This window comes from Ornithinibacillus liuyingii, assembly GCF_055550225.1.
The window spans coordinates 39,623-55,456 of the sequence record NZ_JBPWOS010000013.1 but is presented as its reverse complement, the minus strand read 5'-3'; the positions used below and the strand labels follow the sequence as shown (position 1 = coordinate 55,456).

14 protein-coding genes are annotated in these 15,834 nt (G+C 37.3%); 8 read left to right on the top strand and 6 right to left on the bottom strand.

Features of this window, described 5'->3' with window-relative positions:
- Window position 1 precedes the first annotated feature (1 nt).
- The 3 genes from ACSKT4_RS16400 (at window position 2) to ACSKT4_RS16390 (ending at window position 3,980) form a co-directional block, all read left to right on the top strand.
- Window positions 2-910, top strand: coding sequence for an ABC transporter permease subunit (locus tag ACSKT4_RS16400; RefSeq protein WP_186868246.1), 909 nt, complete (start codon window positions 2-4; stop codon window positions 908-910).
- A gap of 191 nt (window positions 911-1,101) precedes the next feature.
- Window positions 1,102-2,985, top strand: coding sequence for an oligopeptide ABC transporter substrate-binding protein (gene opp4A, locus ACSKT4_RS16395; RefSeq protein WP_186868247.1), 1,884 nt, complete (start codon window positions 1,102-1,104; stop codon window positions 2,983-2,985).
- A 236-nt stretch (window positions 2,986-3,221) separates the two neighbouring features.
- A complete protein-coding gene (locus tag ACSKT4_RS16390) occupies window positions 3,222-3,980 on the top strand; it encodes a 3D domain-containing protein (RefSeq protein ID WP_186868248.1) in 759 nt (252 codons plus the stop codon).
- Window positions 3,981-4,037: 57 nt separating this feature from the next.
- On the opposite strand, the gene ACSKT4_RS16385 is transcribed toward ACSKT4_RS16390, so the two are convergent.
- On the bottom strand, window positions 4,038-4,172 hold the full coding sequence (locus ACSKT4_RS16385; RefSeq protein WP_255488067.1) for a hypothetical protein: 135 nt from the start codon (window positions 4,170-4,172) through the stop codon (window positions 4,038-4,040).
- Between the two features lie 324 nt (window positions 4,173-4,496).
- Between ACSKT4_RS16385 and ACSKT4_RS16380 the strand changes: the two genes are divergently transcribed.
- Window positions 4,497-5,687 (top strand): glycine C-acetyltransferase, encoded by a 1,191-nt coding sequence (locus tag ACSKT4_RS16380; protein WP_186868249.1) that lies wholly within the window; start codon window positions 4,497-4,499, stop codon window positions 5,685-5,687.
- Window positions 5,688-5,724: 37 nt separating this feature from the next.
- Window positions 5,725-6,669 (top strand): NAD-dependent epimerase/dehydratase family protein, encoded by a 945-nt coding sequence (locus ACSKT4_RS16375; protein ID WP_186868250.1) that lies wholly within the window; start codon window positions 5,725-5,727, stop codon window positions 6,667-6,669.
- Window positions 6,670-6,920: 251 nt separating this feature from the next.
- On the opposite strand, the gene ACSKT4_RS16370 is transcribed toward ACSKT4_RS16375, so the two are convergent.
- Window positions 6,921-8,543 (bottom strand): ABC-F family ATP-binding cassette domain-containing protein, encoded by a 1,623-nt coding sequence (locus tag ACSKT4_RS16370; protein ID WP_186868251.1) that lies wholly within the window; start codon window positions 8,541-8,543, stop codon window positions 6,921-6,923.
- A gap of 226 nt (window positions 8,544-8,769) precedes the next feature.
- On the opposite strand from ACSKT4_RS16370, the gene ACSKT4_RS16365 reads away from it, so the two are divergent.
- Window positions 8,770-9,384, top strand: coding sequence for a hypothetical protein (locus tag ACSKT4_RS16365; protein ID WP_186868252.1), 615 nt, complete (start codon window positions 8,770-8,772; stop codon window positions 9,382-9,384).
- Between the two features lie 50 nt (window positions 9,385-9,434).
- Here ACSKT4_RS16365 and ACSKT4_RS16360 read toward each other — a convergent pair whose 3' ends face one another.
- The 3 genes from ACSKT4_RS16360 to rarD form a co-directional block, all read right to left on the bottom strand.
- Window positions 9,435-10,064, bottom strand: a complete 630-nt coding sequence (locus ACSKT4_RS16360) for a YpmS family protein (protein WP_186868253.1) — start codon at window positions 10,062-10,064, stop codon at window positions 9,435-9,437.
- A 21-nt stretch (window positions 10,065-10,085) separates the two neighbouring features.
- Window positions 10,086-10,973, bottom strand: a complete 888-nt coding sequence (locus ACSKT4_RS16355) for an SGNH/GDSL hydrolase family protein (protein ID WP_186868254.1) — start codon at window positions 10,971-10,973, stop codon at window positions 10,086-10,088.
- Window positions 10,974-11,381: 408 nt separating this feature from the next.
- Window positions 11,382-12,293, bottom strand: coding sequence for an EamA family transporter RarD (gene rarD, locus ACSKT4_RS16350; protein WP_186868255.1), 912 nt, complete (start codon window positions 12,291-12,293; stop codon window positions 11,382-11,384).
- A 163-nt stretch (window positions 12,294-12,456) separates the two neighbouring features.
- On the opposite strand from rarD, the gene megL reads away from it, so the two are divergent.
- Entirely contained in the window at window positions 12,457-13,671 is a 1,215-nt protein-coding gene (gene megL / locus ACSKT4_RS16345; RefSeq protein ID WP_186868256.1) for a methionine gamma-lyase, read from the top strand.
- On the opposite strand, the gene ACSKT4_RS16340 is transcribed toward megL, so the two are convergent.
- Window positions 13,643-14,074 (bottom strand): Rossmann-fold NAD(P)-binding domain-containing protein, encoded by a 432-nt coding sequence (locus tag ACSKT4_RS16340; RefSeq protein WP_465823679.1) that lies wholly within the window; start codon window positions 14,072-14,074, stop codon window positions 13,643-13,645. The genes megL and ACSKT4_RS16340 overlap by 29 nt on opposite strands.
- Window positions 14,075-14,332: 258 nt before the next feature.
- Here ACSKT4_RS16340 and cls point away from each other — a divergent pair, with 258 nt between their 5' ends.
- A complete protein-coding gene (gene cls / locus ACSKT4_RS16335) occupies window positions 14,333-15,769 on the top strand; it encodes a cardiolipin synthase (RefSeq protein ID WP_186868258.1) in 1,437 nt (478 codons plus the stop codon).
- The last annotated feature ends 65 nt before the right edge of the window (window positions 15,770-15,834 follow it).

Here is a 15,834-nt window from a genome sequence, read left to right as displayed (position 1 = left end):
TGTGGAAGCAAATGCAGCAAATGTAGAAGTGAAATCAAAGGAAGTAATCAAGAGTCCATCAGGTTTTAGCATAATTTGGAGAGAATTGGTCAGAGATAAGCTGGCATTAATTTCTTTAATATTCTTAGTAGGTATTACCGTATTTGTTTACGGAGTATCCATTGTACTGGATCAAGACGAAATTGTAAAGGTTGATTTATTTGCAATATATGAACCACCTGGAGAAGATTTTATACTAGGAACTGATTATGGTGGTCGAGATGTATTTGGACAGTTAATTATCGGTACACGAAATTCACTTTCGATTGCAATCATTGTAACAGTGTTAACAGGACTTATTGGAGTTATATTTGGATTAGCTTCTGGTTATTTTGGCGGGCATATCGATAACGTCATGATGCGTATCCTAGATTTCTTCTTAATCTTACCATTTACCATGATTGTAATTACATTCGTTGCAATTGTACCGAAATATAGTATTGTTACATTTTCACTTATCATGACGGCCTTTCTATGGATGGGAATCGCCCGATTAATTAGATCAAAAGCATTGCAGGAGAAGGAATTAGATTATATTCAAGCAGCGAAAACACTAGGTACATCAAATGTAAAAATTATATTTAAGCATTTGCTACCAAACTGTAGCTCTTTGATTATTGTAACCATGACATTAAATTTAGCTTCTAATATTGGATTAGAATCTGGTCTTTCCTTCTTAGGATTTGGTTTTCCAGAAAACACACCTAGTTTAGGAACATTACTAAGTTATGCAAGAAACCCACAAACATTGGAATTTAGGTGGTGGATATGGGTACCAGCTTCTGTAATGATTCTCCTATTAATGTTATGTGTTAATAACGTTGGTCAGGCATTGAAACGTGCAACAGATGCACGTCAAAGAAGAGGATAATTTATAGTTGAAGCTTTACTTAAACGAGTCATCATGTCAGCACATTATAGGGGGGTGAGGCTTAGAAGATTGGTAGGGTAAAAAACTAATGATTGTTACCTACATTAACACAAAGGTTGTGTTAATGTTGAGTATAAATTGTCGAAATATTCGACAAATAAAAGGGTTTAAAAAAAGGGAGGGTATTTAGCATGAGCAAGACAAACTTAACAAAGTGGCTATTTGCACTAATGCTTTCTTTACTATTAGTATTAGCTGCATGTAGTGGCAACACAGCTAATGAAGATCCGAAAGATGATCCAGATACTTCTAAAGATGAGGGTCAAGATGGTGACAAAGATGATGAGGAACCTGCAGAGGACGATGGGTTGTTCAACATCGAGGATTTCGCTTTAACGAAAACCAATGAAGGGGAAGCCATTCAAGGTGGAACACTTAATTATGGTTTAGTATCTGATACAGTATTTGAAGGTACTTTAAACTATAATTTCTATTCAGGTAACCCTGATTCTGTTGTAATTAGTTGGTTTGACGAGCCGTTACTATCAATAGACGATACCTTTACTTACACTAATGATGGGGCTGCAACATTCGAAACAGAGCCTTATGAAACCGATGAATATCCTAATGGTGTAACGTTTACATTTGAGATTCGTGACAATGTTAATTGGCATGATGGTGAGCCTGTAAAAGCGGAAGACTGGGCATATTCATTTGAAGTCATTGGTCACCCGGATTATCCAGGTGTTCGTTACGGCCCAGACTTCTCTGGTATTATCGGTATGGATGAGTACAATGCTGGTGAAGCAGATACAATCTCAGGTATCGAAATTGTTGATGAAAAAACATTAAAGATTACGTATAAAGAGTCTCAACCATCCTTGCTAACAGGTGGTGTATGGCCTTACGCAATGCCTAAACATTTATTTAAAGATATTCCTGTAGCAGAAATGGAAGAACATGATTTAGTTCGTAAAAACCCAGTAGGTATGGGACCATTTAAAGTGAAGAGTATCGTGCCTGGTGAATCAGTAGTGTATGAAAAGTTTGAAGATTACTGGCGTGGAGAACCAAACTTAGATCAGGTAGTATTAAAGGTTGTAAATCCAGATACAGTTGTTCAGGCATTAAAAACTGGCGATGTAGATATGGTTAATAGCTTTCCATCTGATCAATTTGTAGATAACGCTAATTTGACTAACATTGAATGGTTAGGCCGAACAGAGTTATCGTATACGTATATTGGATTCAAGCTAGGACATTGGGATAAAGAAGAGAAGAAAGTTGTTATGGATCCCGATAAGAAAATGGCAGATGTAAACTTACGCCGTGCAATGTGGTATGCCGTTGATAATGATGCAGTAGGTAAACAATTCTATAATGGATTACGTTGGAATGCAACGACACTAATCATTCCTCCATTCGGCGATTACCATGATTCAACTATTGAAACACCAACATTTGATCCAGACGAAGCTAACCGAATTTTAGATGAGGCTGGATATGAGGATGTTAATGGAGATGGATTCCGTGAAACTCCAGATGGTGAGGAGCTAGTAATTAACTTTGCTTCAATGTCAGGTGGAGATGTTGCGGAACCACTATCACAATACTATATCCAATCTTGGAAAAATGTTGGTCTAAATGTTCAATTAATTGACGGTCGTCTTCTAGAATTCAACTCTTTCTATGAGCGTGTAGGTGAAAAAGGAGATGACGACCCTGAAATTGATATTTATCAAGGTGCTTGGGGAACTGGTACAGATGTAAACCCTTATGGATTATACGGACCAGACCAAATCTTTAACTTCCCACGCTATGAAAGTGAGAAGAGTACAGAATTACTTTTAGAGGGTAATTCATTAAACGCCTTTGATGTTGAATATCGTCAGGACATTTATAAGCAATGGCAAGAACTAATGGTAGAGGATATCCCAGTATTCCCTACACTATACCGTGCTGAGTTAGTCCCTGTTAACAACCGTGTTCAAAACTATACAATTGAACGTGGTAGCACAATGGGACTTCATGAACTAGCTGTTACACAAGAAGAGCCATTCAAAGATGGTAACTAATAATTTATAAGAAGACGAAGAAGCTTAAGTGCTTCTTCGTTTTTCTATGTAATTTTCACGTAATATAGACCGTACTAAAGTACTAATCTAGTAATATTGACTTAAATCTATAACTTTTGTAATAAAACATAGTAGTTTTGGCAATCCTTGTAACAGACTTTTAAAAGTCTTGTAACGGCATAGTCTACTAACCTGTGTTAGGATAGGCTTTGTCCGAAAAATAAGGAGGGACTACTATGAAGACGATTGTAGCAACTATAGCTGCAGGATTAATGTTTGCATCTCCACTAAGCACTTCGGCACTTGAGTATGAAGTAGTAGAAGGTGATACACTATGGGGAATTGCAAATGAATACGAAACAACCGTAGAATCATTATATGAACTGAACGAACTAGACTCTGATATAATCTATCCAAAACAACAAATAGCAATCTATAAGAAATATTTAGTAGAAAAGGGAGATACACTCTTTGGAATCTCGGAGGAAAATAGTGTATCTGTGGAAGAGTTGAAAGAATGGAATAAGCTTACTTCAGATTTAATATTAGTTGGGCAAGAACTAATAATAAAGCAGGCTGAAGAGGAAGAAGATGAGAAAGCAGAAGAGAAGGAAGTTGCTGCTGCTAATTCTATTCAACCAACTGAAGTGAAATCAAGTACAGCAAGTGAAGAAGAAAGTAATACGAATGATGACCAGCCGGAAGGTAAAACATTAAGCGTAGTAGCTACTGCATATACCGCTGAATGTGACGGGTGTACAGGTATTACTTATACCGGGATTAACTTAAATGAGGATAGAAATGCAAAAGTAATTGCAGTAGATCCGGATGTGATTCCGTTAGGGTCTAAAGTGTATGTTGAAGGATACGGATACGCAATTGCTGGTGACATCGGTAGTGCAATTAAAGGAAATCGAATCGATATTCATCTCCCAACTAAAGAAGAAGCCTTTGATTGGGGAGTCAGAGAAGTAAATGTAACAATTGTGGAATAAATAAAGAAGAGTAACAACTAATGGAAGCATTATAATCGATGCTTCCATTTTTTTATTTCAAGATTGTGTTTGAATAGAATTTGGGTTATTGGTTTGAATCATTTCTTCAGGCTCTATTAATTGCTGGTTAATACCTACAATACCAAACCCAATTACGATCATAAGAAATAGGGCAACTAATATCTTTCTCACAGCTGATTCCTCCATCATGTTATGTCCCATAATGCTAGTATAATAGATAGTCTATGGGATAGACAATGACAATTTATATTTAATCTCCGGTAAATATTGCAAATGAGTGTATTAATAGGAAAGAAAGGAAAAAAGCTTGAAAAATTTCTATAAGATAGCCCATTTAAAAAGGCTACATTACTTATATTTAAGTGTTTTTCTTAACAACGTTTTTGAATGTGTATCTTCCTAAACATTTAAAGCATCTTATGATAAACTTAATATGATTAACTATATGGTAACGCTTACAAAAAATGATTTTCTATAAATAGGAGGTATTTCCAAATGAGTAGTAAAATATTAGATAGATTTTTAAATGAAAACTTATCTGATCTAAAAGCAAATGGACTTTACAATGAAATAGATCCAGTACAAGGTGCTAACGGACCGGTTATTACGATTAATGGGAAAAGCTTAATCAATCTTTCTTCTAACAACTATCTAGGGCTAGCAACTGATGAGAGGCTGAAGAAAGTAGCTCAAGAGGCAGTAGAATCCCATGGTGTAGGTGCTGGTGCCGTTCGTACAATCAATGGTACTTTGGACTTGCATATAGAACTAGAGAAGAAATTAGCTGAATTTAAAGGTACTGAAGCTGTTATTTCGTATCAATCTGGTTTTAACTGTAATATGGCTGCTATTTCAGCTGTAATGGATAAACATGATGCCATCCTTTCTGATGAATTAAACCATGCATCTATCATTGATGGATGTCGTCTATCTAGAGCCAAAATTATTCGCTTTGGACATTCCGATATGGATGATTTACGTCAGAAGGCGAAAGCAGCGGTTGAATCTGGTCAATATAATAAAATAATGGTAATTACCGACGGCGTATTCTCAATGGATGGGGATGTAGCCAAGCTTCCGGAAATCGTAGAGATTGCGGAAGAATTTGATTTAATTACGTATGTCGATGATGCACACGGATCTGGTGTACTAGGAAAAGGTGCAGGTACAGTGAAGCATTTTGGATTACAAGATAAAGTGGATTTCCAAATGGGTACGCTCTCCAAAGCCATTGGTGTTATCGGAGGATATGTTGCTGGTAAGGCAAATCTAATTGATTGGTTAAAAGTACGTTCTCGTCCATTTTTATTCTCCACTGCTGTATCTCCAGCAGATGCTGCAGCAAGTAAAAAGGCTGTTGAGATTCTAATGGAAAGTACAGAATTACATGACAAGCTGTGGGAAAATGGAAATTATTTAAAAGCTGGTCTGAAAAAATTAGGCTTTGATATTGGGGACAGTGAAACTCCGATTACTCCTTGTATCATTGGCGAAGAAAAAGCAGCGCAAGAGTTTAGTAAACGATTATTCGAAGCAGGAGTTTATGCTAAGTCAATCGTATTCCCAACGGTACCTAGAGGGACTGGGCGTGTACGCAATATGCCAACTGCAGCACATACGAAGGAAATGCTCGATGAGGCTATTAGCGCCTATGAAAAAGTAGGAAAAGATATGGGATTAATATAATTTGCATCTTTTAGATTTTTGAATAGAGGAGAAACCGATGAAAAAGATACTTGTTACAGGTGCTCGAGGACAAATTGGCTCAGAGCTGGTTACGAAGCTAAGAAGTATATATGGGGTCGCAAATGTAGTTTCAACAGACATTCGTTATTCAGAAGAAGAAAGCGAAAAAGGTCCATTTGAAGTAGTAGATGTAACGGATGAGAAGCGTATATATGAGGTAGCAAAGGACTACCAGGTAGACACAATCATGCATCTGGCAGCACTTTTATCAGCAACCGCTGAGAAAATGCCGAAAGTTGCATGGGATATTAATATGGGTGGACTTGTGAATGCCTTGGAAGTTTCCCGAGAGCTTAATTTACAGTTCTTTACACCAAGTTCAATTGGCGCATTCGGACCTACAACACCGAAGGACAGTACCCCACAGGACACCTTACAAAGACCTACAACAATGTATGGTGTAAACAAAGTAGCAGGAGAGCTACTTTGCGATTATTATTTTGAACGTTATGGTGTCGATACACGGGGGGTACGCTTTCCAGGATTAATTTCGTATGTAGCCCCTCCTGGCGGTGGTACAACCGATTACGCAGTGGAAATTTATTATGAAGCGATTAAACAAAAAGCATACACGTCGTATATAGCTGAAGGCACCTACATGGACATGATGTTTATGCCAGATGCCCTTGATGCCATTGTTCAATTAATGGAAGCTGATCCTACTAAGCTAGTACATCGTAATGCATTTAATATTTCTGCTATTTCAGCGGAACCGATGGATTTTGCCAAAGCAATACAAAAGCATATTCCAGAATTCCAATTAACCTTTGATGTAGACCCTGTCAGACAAAAAATTGCCGACAGCTGGCCAAACAGCATCGATTCCTCAGCAGCAGAAGCGGAATGGGGATTCAAAGCAAAATATGATATAGACAATATGACAAAGGAAATGCTAGAGAAAGTGGAAGAAAAGTTAAAATAATACAATGGAGCGCCCTCACGGATGTGGGGGCGCTTTTTTGGGGGGAGATGAGCCCGAGAGGTAGGAAGATGGGTCCAAAGGAGAAGGAGATGAGCCCGAGAGGTAGGAAGATGAGCCCAAGCAAGAGAAAGATACGCCCAAAGAAGTCACACATACGCCCAAGTCACCATTAGATGCACCTAGAAAAACGGAGGCAAACATATAAAAAGCCCCCTGCAACAACGCAGGGAGCTCGGTTCATTAACTATCTATTAACTTGCATACATCTCTTTAATGCGTTTCTGTAATTCTTTATCTTGTACGTATTCATCGTAGCTCATTTCTTTATCGATAATTCCGTTAGGGGTAATATCGATTAGGCGATTAGCAATACTATCGATGAACTGATGGTCATGAGAAGTGAATAGGATTGAACCTTTAAACTTAATTAGACCATTGTTTAATGCTTGGATAGACTCTAAGTCTAGGTGGTTAGTTGGATCATCTAATAATAATACATTCGCTTTAGATAGCATCATTTTTGATAGCATACAACGCACTTTTTCCCCTCCGGAAAGCACGTTTGCCTTCTTCAGTGCTTCTTCACCGGAGAATAGCATTCTTCCTAAGAACCCACGTAGGAATGTTTCGGTTTCGTCCTCAGGTGAGAACTGGCGCAACCAATCAACAAGGGTCAAATCACCATTTTGGAAATACTCACTGTTATCTTTCGGGAAATAGGATTGGGATGTGGTAACGCCCCATTTATACGTACCTGCGTCTTGCTCCATTTCTCCTGCCAAAATTTTAAATAGCGTTGTTTTAGCAATATCATTTTTACCGACTAGGGCAATCTTGTCGTCCTTGTTCATGATAAAGCTAACGTTATCTAATACCTTTTCTCCATTAATGGTTTTGGTTAAACCTTCGACACGAAGTAGGTCATTTCCGATTTCTCGCTCTGGTGTGAAGGCAATATAAGGGTATTTTCTAGATGATGGCTTAATATCGTCTAACGTGATATTATCAAGCATTTTCTTACGGGATGTTGCTTGCCTAGACTTAGAAGCGTTAGCACTAAATCGTGCAATGAAGGCTTGTAGTTCTTTAATTTTTTCTTCCTTCTTCTTGTTTGCTTCCTGTGCCATTCTGCTAGCTAATTGGCTAGACTCATACCAGAAATCATAGTTTCCGATATATATTTGGATCTTTCCATAGTCAACATCTGCAATGTGCGTACATACTTTATTTAAAAAGTGTCTATCGTGTGATACGACAATAACCGTATTCTCGAAGTTTATTAAAAATTCTTCTAACCATTGAATTGCTTGAATATCTAATCCGTTTGTAGGCTCATCTAATAAAAGAATATCAGGGTTGCCGAATAACGCTTGTGCTAGTAAAACTTTAACTTTTTGTTCTTCCGTTAAATCGGACATTAACTTACTATGAAGCTCCTCTTCAATACCAAGTCCCTTAAGAAGAATTGCAGCATCCGATTCAGCTTCCCAACCGTTCATTTCAGCAAATTCGCCTTCAAGTTCAGCAGCACGCATGCCGTCTTCTTCTGTGAATTCAGCTTTCATATAAATTTGGTCTTTTTCTTGCTTTACGGCATATAGTTTTTCATGTCCCATTAATACAGTTTCTAATACAGGATGATCTTCATAAGCGAAGTGATCCTGTTTTAGTACAGCTAAACGTTCACCAGGAGACATGGATACATTTCCGGTCTGGGGCTCAATTTCACCGGAGAGGATCTTTAGAAATGTAGATTTTCCTGCACCGTTAGCGCCAATTACGCCATAGCAATTGCCAGGTGTAAATTTTAAGTTAACATCTTCAAACAACTTTTTATCGCCATATCGTAAACTTACATTCGTTACAGTTATCATGTATAAGTTTTCCTCCAATAATATTACTATCGTAAGCTTACGAAATTTAAAGGCGTTAGTCAATGCAAAACCTTGATTTATCTACTATTTACCAGTATTCAATAAATTAAATTGTAAATTTGTCTTGTATATTTGTTGTTTTTTCGGTAAAGTTTTGGTATATCCGTTTTTTGAGTGGTTGGTATGAGAAAAAAGCTCGGTGAAAGTCCTGAGTGGAGGGGAAAACATGAGAGAAAGGACTATCTACTTTATCTTTACAGATACTGGGACATACCTTTCAAGAATGATTAACTTATATACAAATAAGTCGTTAAATCATGTGTCAATTGGTTTTGATCATGAGTTAAAAGAAGTATATAGCTTCGGACGTGTTAATCCAAAGAATCCGTTTAGTGGTGGCTTTGTTCGGGAAGATATTAGAGGTGAATTTTTAAAACACGCTAATAGTGCGATCTATGCATTAAATGTAACTGAACTAGAATATGTGCAAATACGCCATCATATAAAAGAGATTGAAAAGCGTTCCGCAGACTATAAATATAACTTTATTGGGTTATTAGGTATTGCCTTTAAAATTGAGATTCGTAGAAAGAATGCGTTTTTCTGTTCCCAATTCGTTGCAACCGTTATGCAGGATACCGATTCTTTTAAGCTATCGAAGCCAACCAACTTGGTGACACCATCTGATATAAGAGAAAATACGGAATTAAAGTTACTATATCAAGGTAGATTAGGAGACTATCCGAAGTATCAGCTTAGAGAGGAAGTACTAGATTTACCGAAGCAATCACTAATTCATTTGGTTTCTAAAAAAGTAAAGCAATTAGTCTTTAGTAGATAAATATAAAGGGCCAATTTCCCTACTGTGTTAGGGAAATTGGCCCTTTCTGTCTATTTACTTAAAAAGGTCTCTATGCCTAGAGTTTCGTATGGTACTTTTAGTTTAAATGAGAGGTTATTTGCTTCTAAATCCATCTGTTCGACACTGACATGGAAGTTGCTCTTAATATCCATTTGAGTAACGGCTACATATATCTCTTCATCGTCCGGGTTAATCGTGACCCAATTTGGCATGGGCAAGTATTTACTCATATACTCCATGACCTTCTTATTTGGAAGCTCCAGCAAGCCTAATGAAATCGACTTTTGCTTTAAAACAACATCCCCATTATCTTGCACAAATGGTTCTAGGCGGATAGAGAGTGGAACTGTCGTAGAGAATACGGGTAATTCCCCAACTAATTGCACATCCTCCTCTAAAGAAACACTATACTTATGCTTGGAGTCTTTCATATACTCATACATATACGCATTAATGAGCTCATTTAAGTTCTTCTTGGTTGTTCTTATGATAAACTCAGAACTGTTTTGGGTTGTTTGATGCTCTCCGGCTGGAACTTTTGATCGTTCAACTGGCCAAAAAATCAATAAGGCAATAATGACTAGCACGGAAAAATTCAACAGGAGTAGAGCTATAAAGGAGCTTTTCCATAAATTTTTATTCGGTTTTTCTTGTTCCATACTGCTCCACCTTCTAACAAGCTATTCTATAACTAAATAGTTTAATATTCTTTCTGCTATCAGTTTATATCCGAAATCATTCGGGTGAAAATGATCGTCTGCAAATAAATTAACTTCTGTACTGATGAAAATGTCCTTTGTAGGGATAAAGGTTGCACCAGCTTCCTTCGCAACTTGTTCACTTGTATGGTTCCAATCATCAACAATCATATCCAGCTCTTTGATATGCTCGAAATATTGTTGAAACGGGTTATAAAAACCAACGAGATAAACTGATGCATTTGGATTTAGCTCCTCGAGCTTTGCAAATATTTGGTGTAAACGTTTTTCATAATTAACTCTTTCTTTAGAAAAGGCTTCATAGGTGATATTCGTAAAATTTTCCTTTAATACTTGCATAATATCATTTGCACCAATCGTCATAATCACAATGTCAGCACGTTTAAGTGATTTTACTATTTCGGGCTCATCTATACGTTTAAGCAATTGATCTGTTCGGTTACCCCGTTTCCCATAGTTGTCAAAAGTTACAAGATTAGCATCAGCATTTAGTTGACTATCTAAAATGCCAACATATCCACCTTGCTTGGTACTATCCCCAACTCCTTGTGTTAAGGAATCACCAATCGCAACAATATGGCTTTCTTGGTTGGAAAAGAATTTAATCGTGCTTTGAATCGCAGCTTTAAATTCTTTACTAAATTCAGTAAAAGGAGTATGGGATGCTTTATTAGGGATATCCTCTGTTGCTTCTGGTTCTGATGTTTCCTGATTGGTCACGTCCGCATTTTCTGCACGATCTACAGGAGAGGCAGGGGAGGATAGCTGCTCACGATATAGTCCTAACACGCAAGCTAAGACAAATATAGAAGCAAGTGTAATAATCATGATGATTGTCTTTTTTTTCATGTAAACACACCTATATTAGTTCTATTTTGTATACAATTTGCTTTTACTTTAATGTATGAAAGCCTAAAATACAAATCTACTGATTTTATTATATATACCCATTTTTTCATTGTTTTAAAAGTGAAAGAGAAAATTGTCAAAATTAATCAATCGACATTTGCCAAGCTTGTTACAAAAATGTACATCTTTTGTCCGGGAAGAATTTTTTTATCTCCATTTATCGTATAAAATTAGGAAACCATCATGTCCTACATAGAAGACATGATGGTAAATATAATACGTTATCGTTTTGAATAGCTCTTAATTAATCATTACTTGTTTTTTGCCATAACAAAGCTACGGAACGTATGCATTCTATTGATTTGCATCTTGTATTAGCGGCACAGAAAGGCTATGTCAATGGACATTTCAACGATCACGCATTTTCATTTTTCGCATTGGGAATCGGTAAATGGATCCTAGATAGATAACTAATGCGAGCCAGATGAAACTAAAGGCAATAAGATGCTCCCTGGTAAATGTTTCATGATAGATAAATACGCCAATCAACAACATTAAGGTTGGTGCGATATACTGAAGGATACCGACCATTGCTAATGGTATCCGTTTAGCACCACTGGCAAACAATAGCAGTGGAATAGCGGTCATTGCACCAGCACCGATTAAAAGGAGATTTTTCATAGAGGTAATATCCTGCACAGAAAAGGAATTCTCCGGTATAAGAAATAGATATATAAGCGCAATAGGTGTAATAATCAACGTTTCAATGGTTAGCCCATACATGGCAGGAATATCAACCATTTTCTTAAATAAACCATATAATGCAAAACTAACGGCCAAGAATAAGGATACCCAAGGAAAGACACCATAGCTCACGGTCAGGTATAAAACGCCTACTCCCGCTAAGATAACAGATACGGTTTGACTTTTAGTTAGCTTTTCCTTTAGTACGATAATCGCTAGTAAAATACTAACCAATGGATTAATATAGTATCCTAGACTTGCTTGTAGCATATGGTCACTATTAACGGCCCAAATATAGACGAGCCAGTTCAAGCTAATGACAACAGAAGCTAAGGTAATACTAATGAGTTTTTTCTTATCTTTTACTATCCGTTTCCATTCTGTCCCAAGCCCCTGCCATTTTCGCATAGAAAGAACAACAACTATCATAAAAACAAAGGACCAAACAATCCGGTGTGCCAAAATTTCCCCTGCTGGCACCTCCTCAATTAACTTCCAATAAATCGGAAGAAGTCCCCAAACTACATATGCAAACACTGCATATAGCATGCCAATTTTATCAGATTTCTGCTCCATGTTAACCCTTCTTTTCTTCAAATAATTACTAATGTTAGAACTGATTTTATAAAAAGGCAATTAAAAGGCTTAGGGGAAACAAAAGAAAACGCTTTCATAATTTAGGGTAATAGAATATGATAGTAGTAGATTCCGTATTAAGTTAAAGTTGAGGAGGAGAAGTATGACACGTTCGTATAAACATATGGAAACGTCTGTTATTCATGAGGGCTATGATACAAAAGAGATGTTAGGAAGCCTTACGCCACCATTATTTCAAACCTCGACCTACACATTTGAATCGGCAGAGCAAGGGGAAAGACGCTTTGCGGGTGAAGAGGATGGGTACATTTATTCTCGACTAGGAAATCCAACCGTAACCATATTAGAAGAAAGAATTGCTGCGCTTGAAAACGGGGAGCGAGGACTGGCATTTAGCTCAGGAATGGCCGCGATATCAGCTGTTTTAATTGCCTTAACGAAGGCAAATGATCATGTCCTTTGTTCTTCTGGACTGTATGGATGTACATTTGGATTATTAACGATGATGAAAGAAAAATATAATATTACACATGATTTTTCCAGCATGGGGACAGAGGAGGCGATTCGTTCTAAGATTAAGCCTGAAACAGTCTGTATCTATGTGGAGACACCTATTAATCCGACAATGAGGCTGATTGACTTAGAGATGGTAGCAAGAGTTGCAAAAGAAAATGACATAGTAGTTGTTGTAGACAATACGTTTGCATCACCTTATTTACAAAATCCATTAGATTTAGGCTGTGATATTGTGCTTCATAGCGCAACGAAATATATAGGAGGGCACGGAGATGTCATTGCAGGTCTAGCAGTAGGAAAGAAGGATTTATTAGATGAGATCGCAATGACTACGTTAAAGGATATCGGTGGTGTTATAGCACCATTTGATGCGTGGTTATTGTTAAGGGGGTTAAAAACATTACCTGTTCGGATGGAACGTCATTGTACGAATGCTGAGGAAATAGTGAAGCGTTTAAAGGCGCACCCTAATGTTTCAACCGTGTATTATCCAAATGATGAGTCTCACCCAGATTATCCTATTATGAAAAAACAGATGAGGCGTGGCGGGGGAGTCATTTCATTTTCATTAAAAGGGACAAAGAAAGATGCGCAAGCCTTTCTAAACCATCTATCTTTCTTAAAGATTGCCGTTTCCCTTGGCGATACCGAAACATTAATTGAGCATCCCGCAACGATGACCCATGCCGTTGTACCAGAAGAATCTAGAGAAAAGATGGGAATTACCGATCAATTAATACGCTTGTCAGTTGGATTAGAAGCCTGGCAGGACATCTGGGCGGATTTGGAGCAAGCACTTAACCAAATCAAGATTAACTCGGACGCTTACTCCAAGGCTTAAGGGTCCCGATGACAGTTTCTCGATAATCGTGCTTAATCACTTTGATGACACCACTTGCGATCTCCTCATGTGTGAGCCATCTGGAATTTCTATTTTCTAATACGAAGCCTAAATAAACACGTCTGTATTCACAATTATCAGGTACAGTCGTGTTTTCTTTTACAAAGAAAGAAGAGCTTCCTTGTACGTGAATTAATTTCCAAGGTTTCTTTCTCTCCTTTACTACCTTTAAAATCGTTGGTAATGCATGGGGAGCGGAATTATGAATCCAGCTAACGATTAGATCGGGATACCCACCTTTTAGTTGGATCGCTTCTTGTATCTTTTTTTGAAGTGCAGCTTCATCATGGTAATCAACTGAGATGGAATAAAGCTTATGGGGAAAGAGGCATCTTCCTTGCATAGCTTGAAACTTATTTTTATTTCGACATACACATCATAACCTTCTTCTGCGAGAAAGTGACAAACTCTCTCTAACATTCCTGTTCCACCGATAACAATAGCAAATGAATTTTTAGTCATGCTTTTATCCCCCTTCTGTTATATTATTATATAATGAATGGTTCTGTATAAACGAACATACAAGAAGTATGCTATAGTTACTTATGTTCATTAGTTTGGTGAATCGGATTAATTTTATTTAGATAGAGGGGTAATTGGTATGGAATTCATGCCATATTTATTATTTGCGATTATATTGTTTAACATTGCACTAGGAATATCAATTGTATTCCTAGAGCGTAAAGATGCTACGGCCACATGGGCATGGCTCATGGTATTGCTTTTCATACCAATTGCTGGGTTCTTCTTGTACTTGATTTTTGGTAGACGATTAAGCGGAAAGCGTATCTTCACATGGGATGCAAAATCTAAGCTTGGTGTGAAGAAGACGGTTCAGTCCCAGCTAAGAGCGATTGAAAATAATCAATTTGTTTTTAATGAATTAGAAGAGTATAAGGACTTGTACTATTTACATTTACGAAATGATGATGCGATATTAACTCAAAATAATGCCATCGACATATTTGTGGATGGAAAAGAGAAGTTCAAGTCATTACTTGATGATATGGAACGCGCAAAAGACCATATTCATCTATTATATTACATTATTCGTCATGATGAATTAGGTTTACAAATTGCCAATATGCTTCTCAAAAAGGCGAAAGAAGGCGTAGAAGTTAGGGTGCTATATGATGCTCTTGGTACTCGTTCTTTAAGACCAAAATATATGAAAGTTCTCAGAAAAGCTGGGGTACAATTAGAGGCATTTTTCCCATCATTGATTCCGAAAATTAATTTCAAGCTCAATTATCGCAATCACAGAAAGCTAGCTATTATTGATGGGAAAGTAGGTTACATCGGTGGATTTAATATTGGCGATGAGTATTTGGGCAAGAGTAAGAAGTTTGGTTATTGGCGTGACACGCATCTTAGAATTATCGGTGATGCAGTTCAAAGTATGCAGACTCGTTTTATTCTAGACTGGAACCAGGCTTCGAAGCAGGATATTCATTATGATAAACGATACTATGCTTCTGTACCAAAGGGTAAAGCAGGTGTTCAAATTGTTTCCAGTGGTCCAGATTCGAACTGGGAGCAGATCAAAAATGGTTATATAAAAATGATTTTGTCCGCTAAAGAATACGTCTATATACAGACTCCTTACTTTATCCCGGATGAGAGCTTAAGAGATGCGATTCGAATAGCAGCCTTATCTGGTGTTAAAGTGAAAATTATGATTCCGAATAAGCCAGACCACCCATTTGTATATTGGGCAACGCTTTCCTATGTAGGAGACATGTTACAAGCAGGTGCAGAGGTTTATATTTATCAAAAAGGCTTTCTACATTCAAAAACAATTGTGGTAGATGGTAAAATTGCTTCTGTTGGAACGGCGAATATTGACGTGAGAAGCTTCCGTTTGAATTTCGAAGTGAATGCTTTTCTGTATGACCGTACCCTTGCAGCAAAGCTAGTCGAAGCCTTTCATGAGGATGTAGGGAACTCCACACAAATGACGAGTAAACTCTACAACAAACGTTCGTTTGGAATACGAATAAAAGAATCGGTATCAAGATTACTCTCACCAATACTATAGGAGAAGTAATCGTACGATTATGATTTGCTTATTAAACGTAAAAAGGTGGCTAGAATCAGCAAGGG

Excerpts from the sequence above, each read along its gene's own strand:
- opp4A (WP_186868247.1), top strand. The coding sequence starts at position 1,102 with ATGAGCAAGACAAACTTAACAAAGTGGCTATTTGCACTAATGCTTTCT.
- ACSKT4_RS16390 (WP_186868248.1), top strand. The coding sequence starts at position 3,222 with ATGAAGACGATTGTAGCAACTATAGCTGCAGGATTAATGTTTGCATCT.
- ACSKT4_RS16380 (WP_186868249.1), top strand. The coding sequence starts at position 4,497 with ATGAGTAGTAAAATATTAGATAGATTTTTAAATGAAAACTTATCTGAT.
- ACSKT4_RS16375 (WP_186868250.1), top strand. The coding sequence starts at position 5,725 with ATGAAAAAGATACTTGTTACAGGTGCTCGAGGACAAATTGGCTCAGAG.
- ACSKT4_RS16370 (WP_186868251.1), bottom strand. The coding sequence starts at position 8,543 with ATGATAACTGTAACGAATGTAAGTTTACGATATGGCGATAAAAAGTTG.
- ACSKT4_RS16365 (WP_186868252.1), top strand. The coding sequence starts at position 8,770 with ATGAGAGAAAGGACTATCTACTTTATCTTTACAGATACTGGGACATAC.
- ACSKT4_RS16360 (WP_186868253.1), bottom strand. The coding sequence starts at position 10,064 with ATGGAACAAGAAAAACCGAATAAAAATTTATGGAAAAGCTCCTTTATA.
- ACSKT4_RS16355 (WP_186868254.1), bottom strand. The coding sequence starts at position 10,973 with ATGAAAAAAAAGACAATCATCATGATTATTACACTTGCTTCTATATTT.
- rarD (WP_186868255.1), bottom strand. The coding sequence starts at position 12,293 with ATGGAGCAGAAATCTGATAAAATTGGCATGCTATATGCAGTGTTTGCA.
- megL (WP_186868256.1), top strand. The coding sequence starts at position 12,457 with ATGACACGTTCGTATAAACATATGGAAACGTCTGTTATTCATGAGGGC.
- ACSKT4_RS16340 (WP_465823679.1), bottom strand. The coding sequence starts at position 14,074 with ATGCAAGGAAGATGCCTCTTTCCCCATAAGCTTTATTCCATCTCAGTT.
- cls (WP_186868258.1), top strand. The coding sequence starts at position 14,333 with ATGGAATTCATGCCATATTTATTATTTGCGATTATATTGTTTAACATT.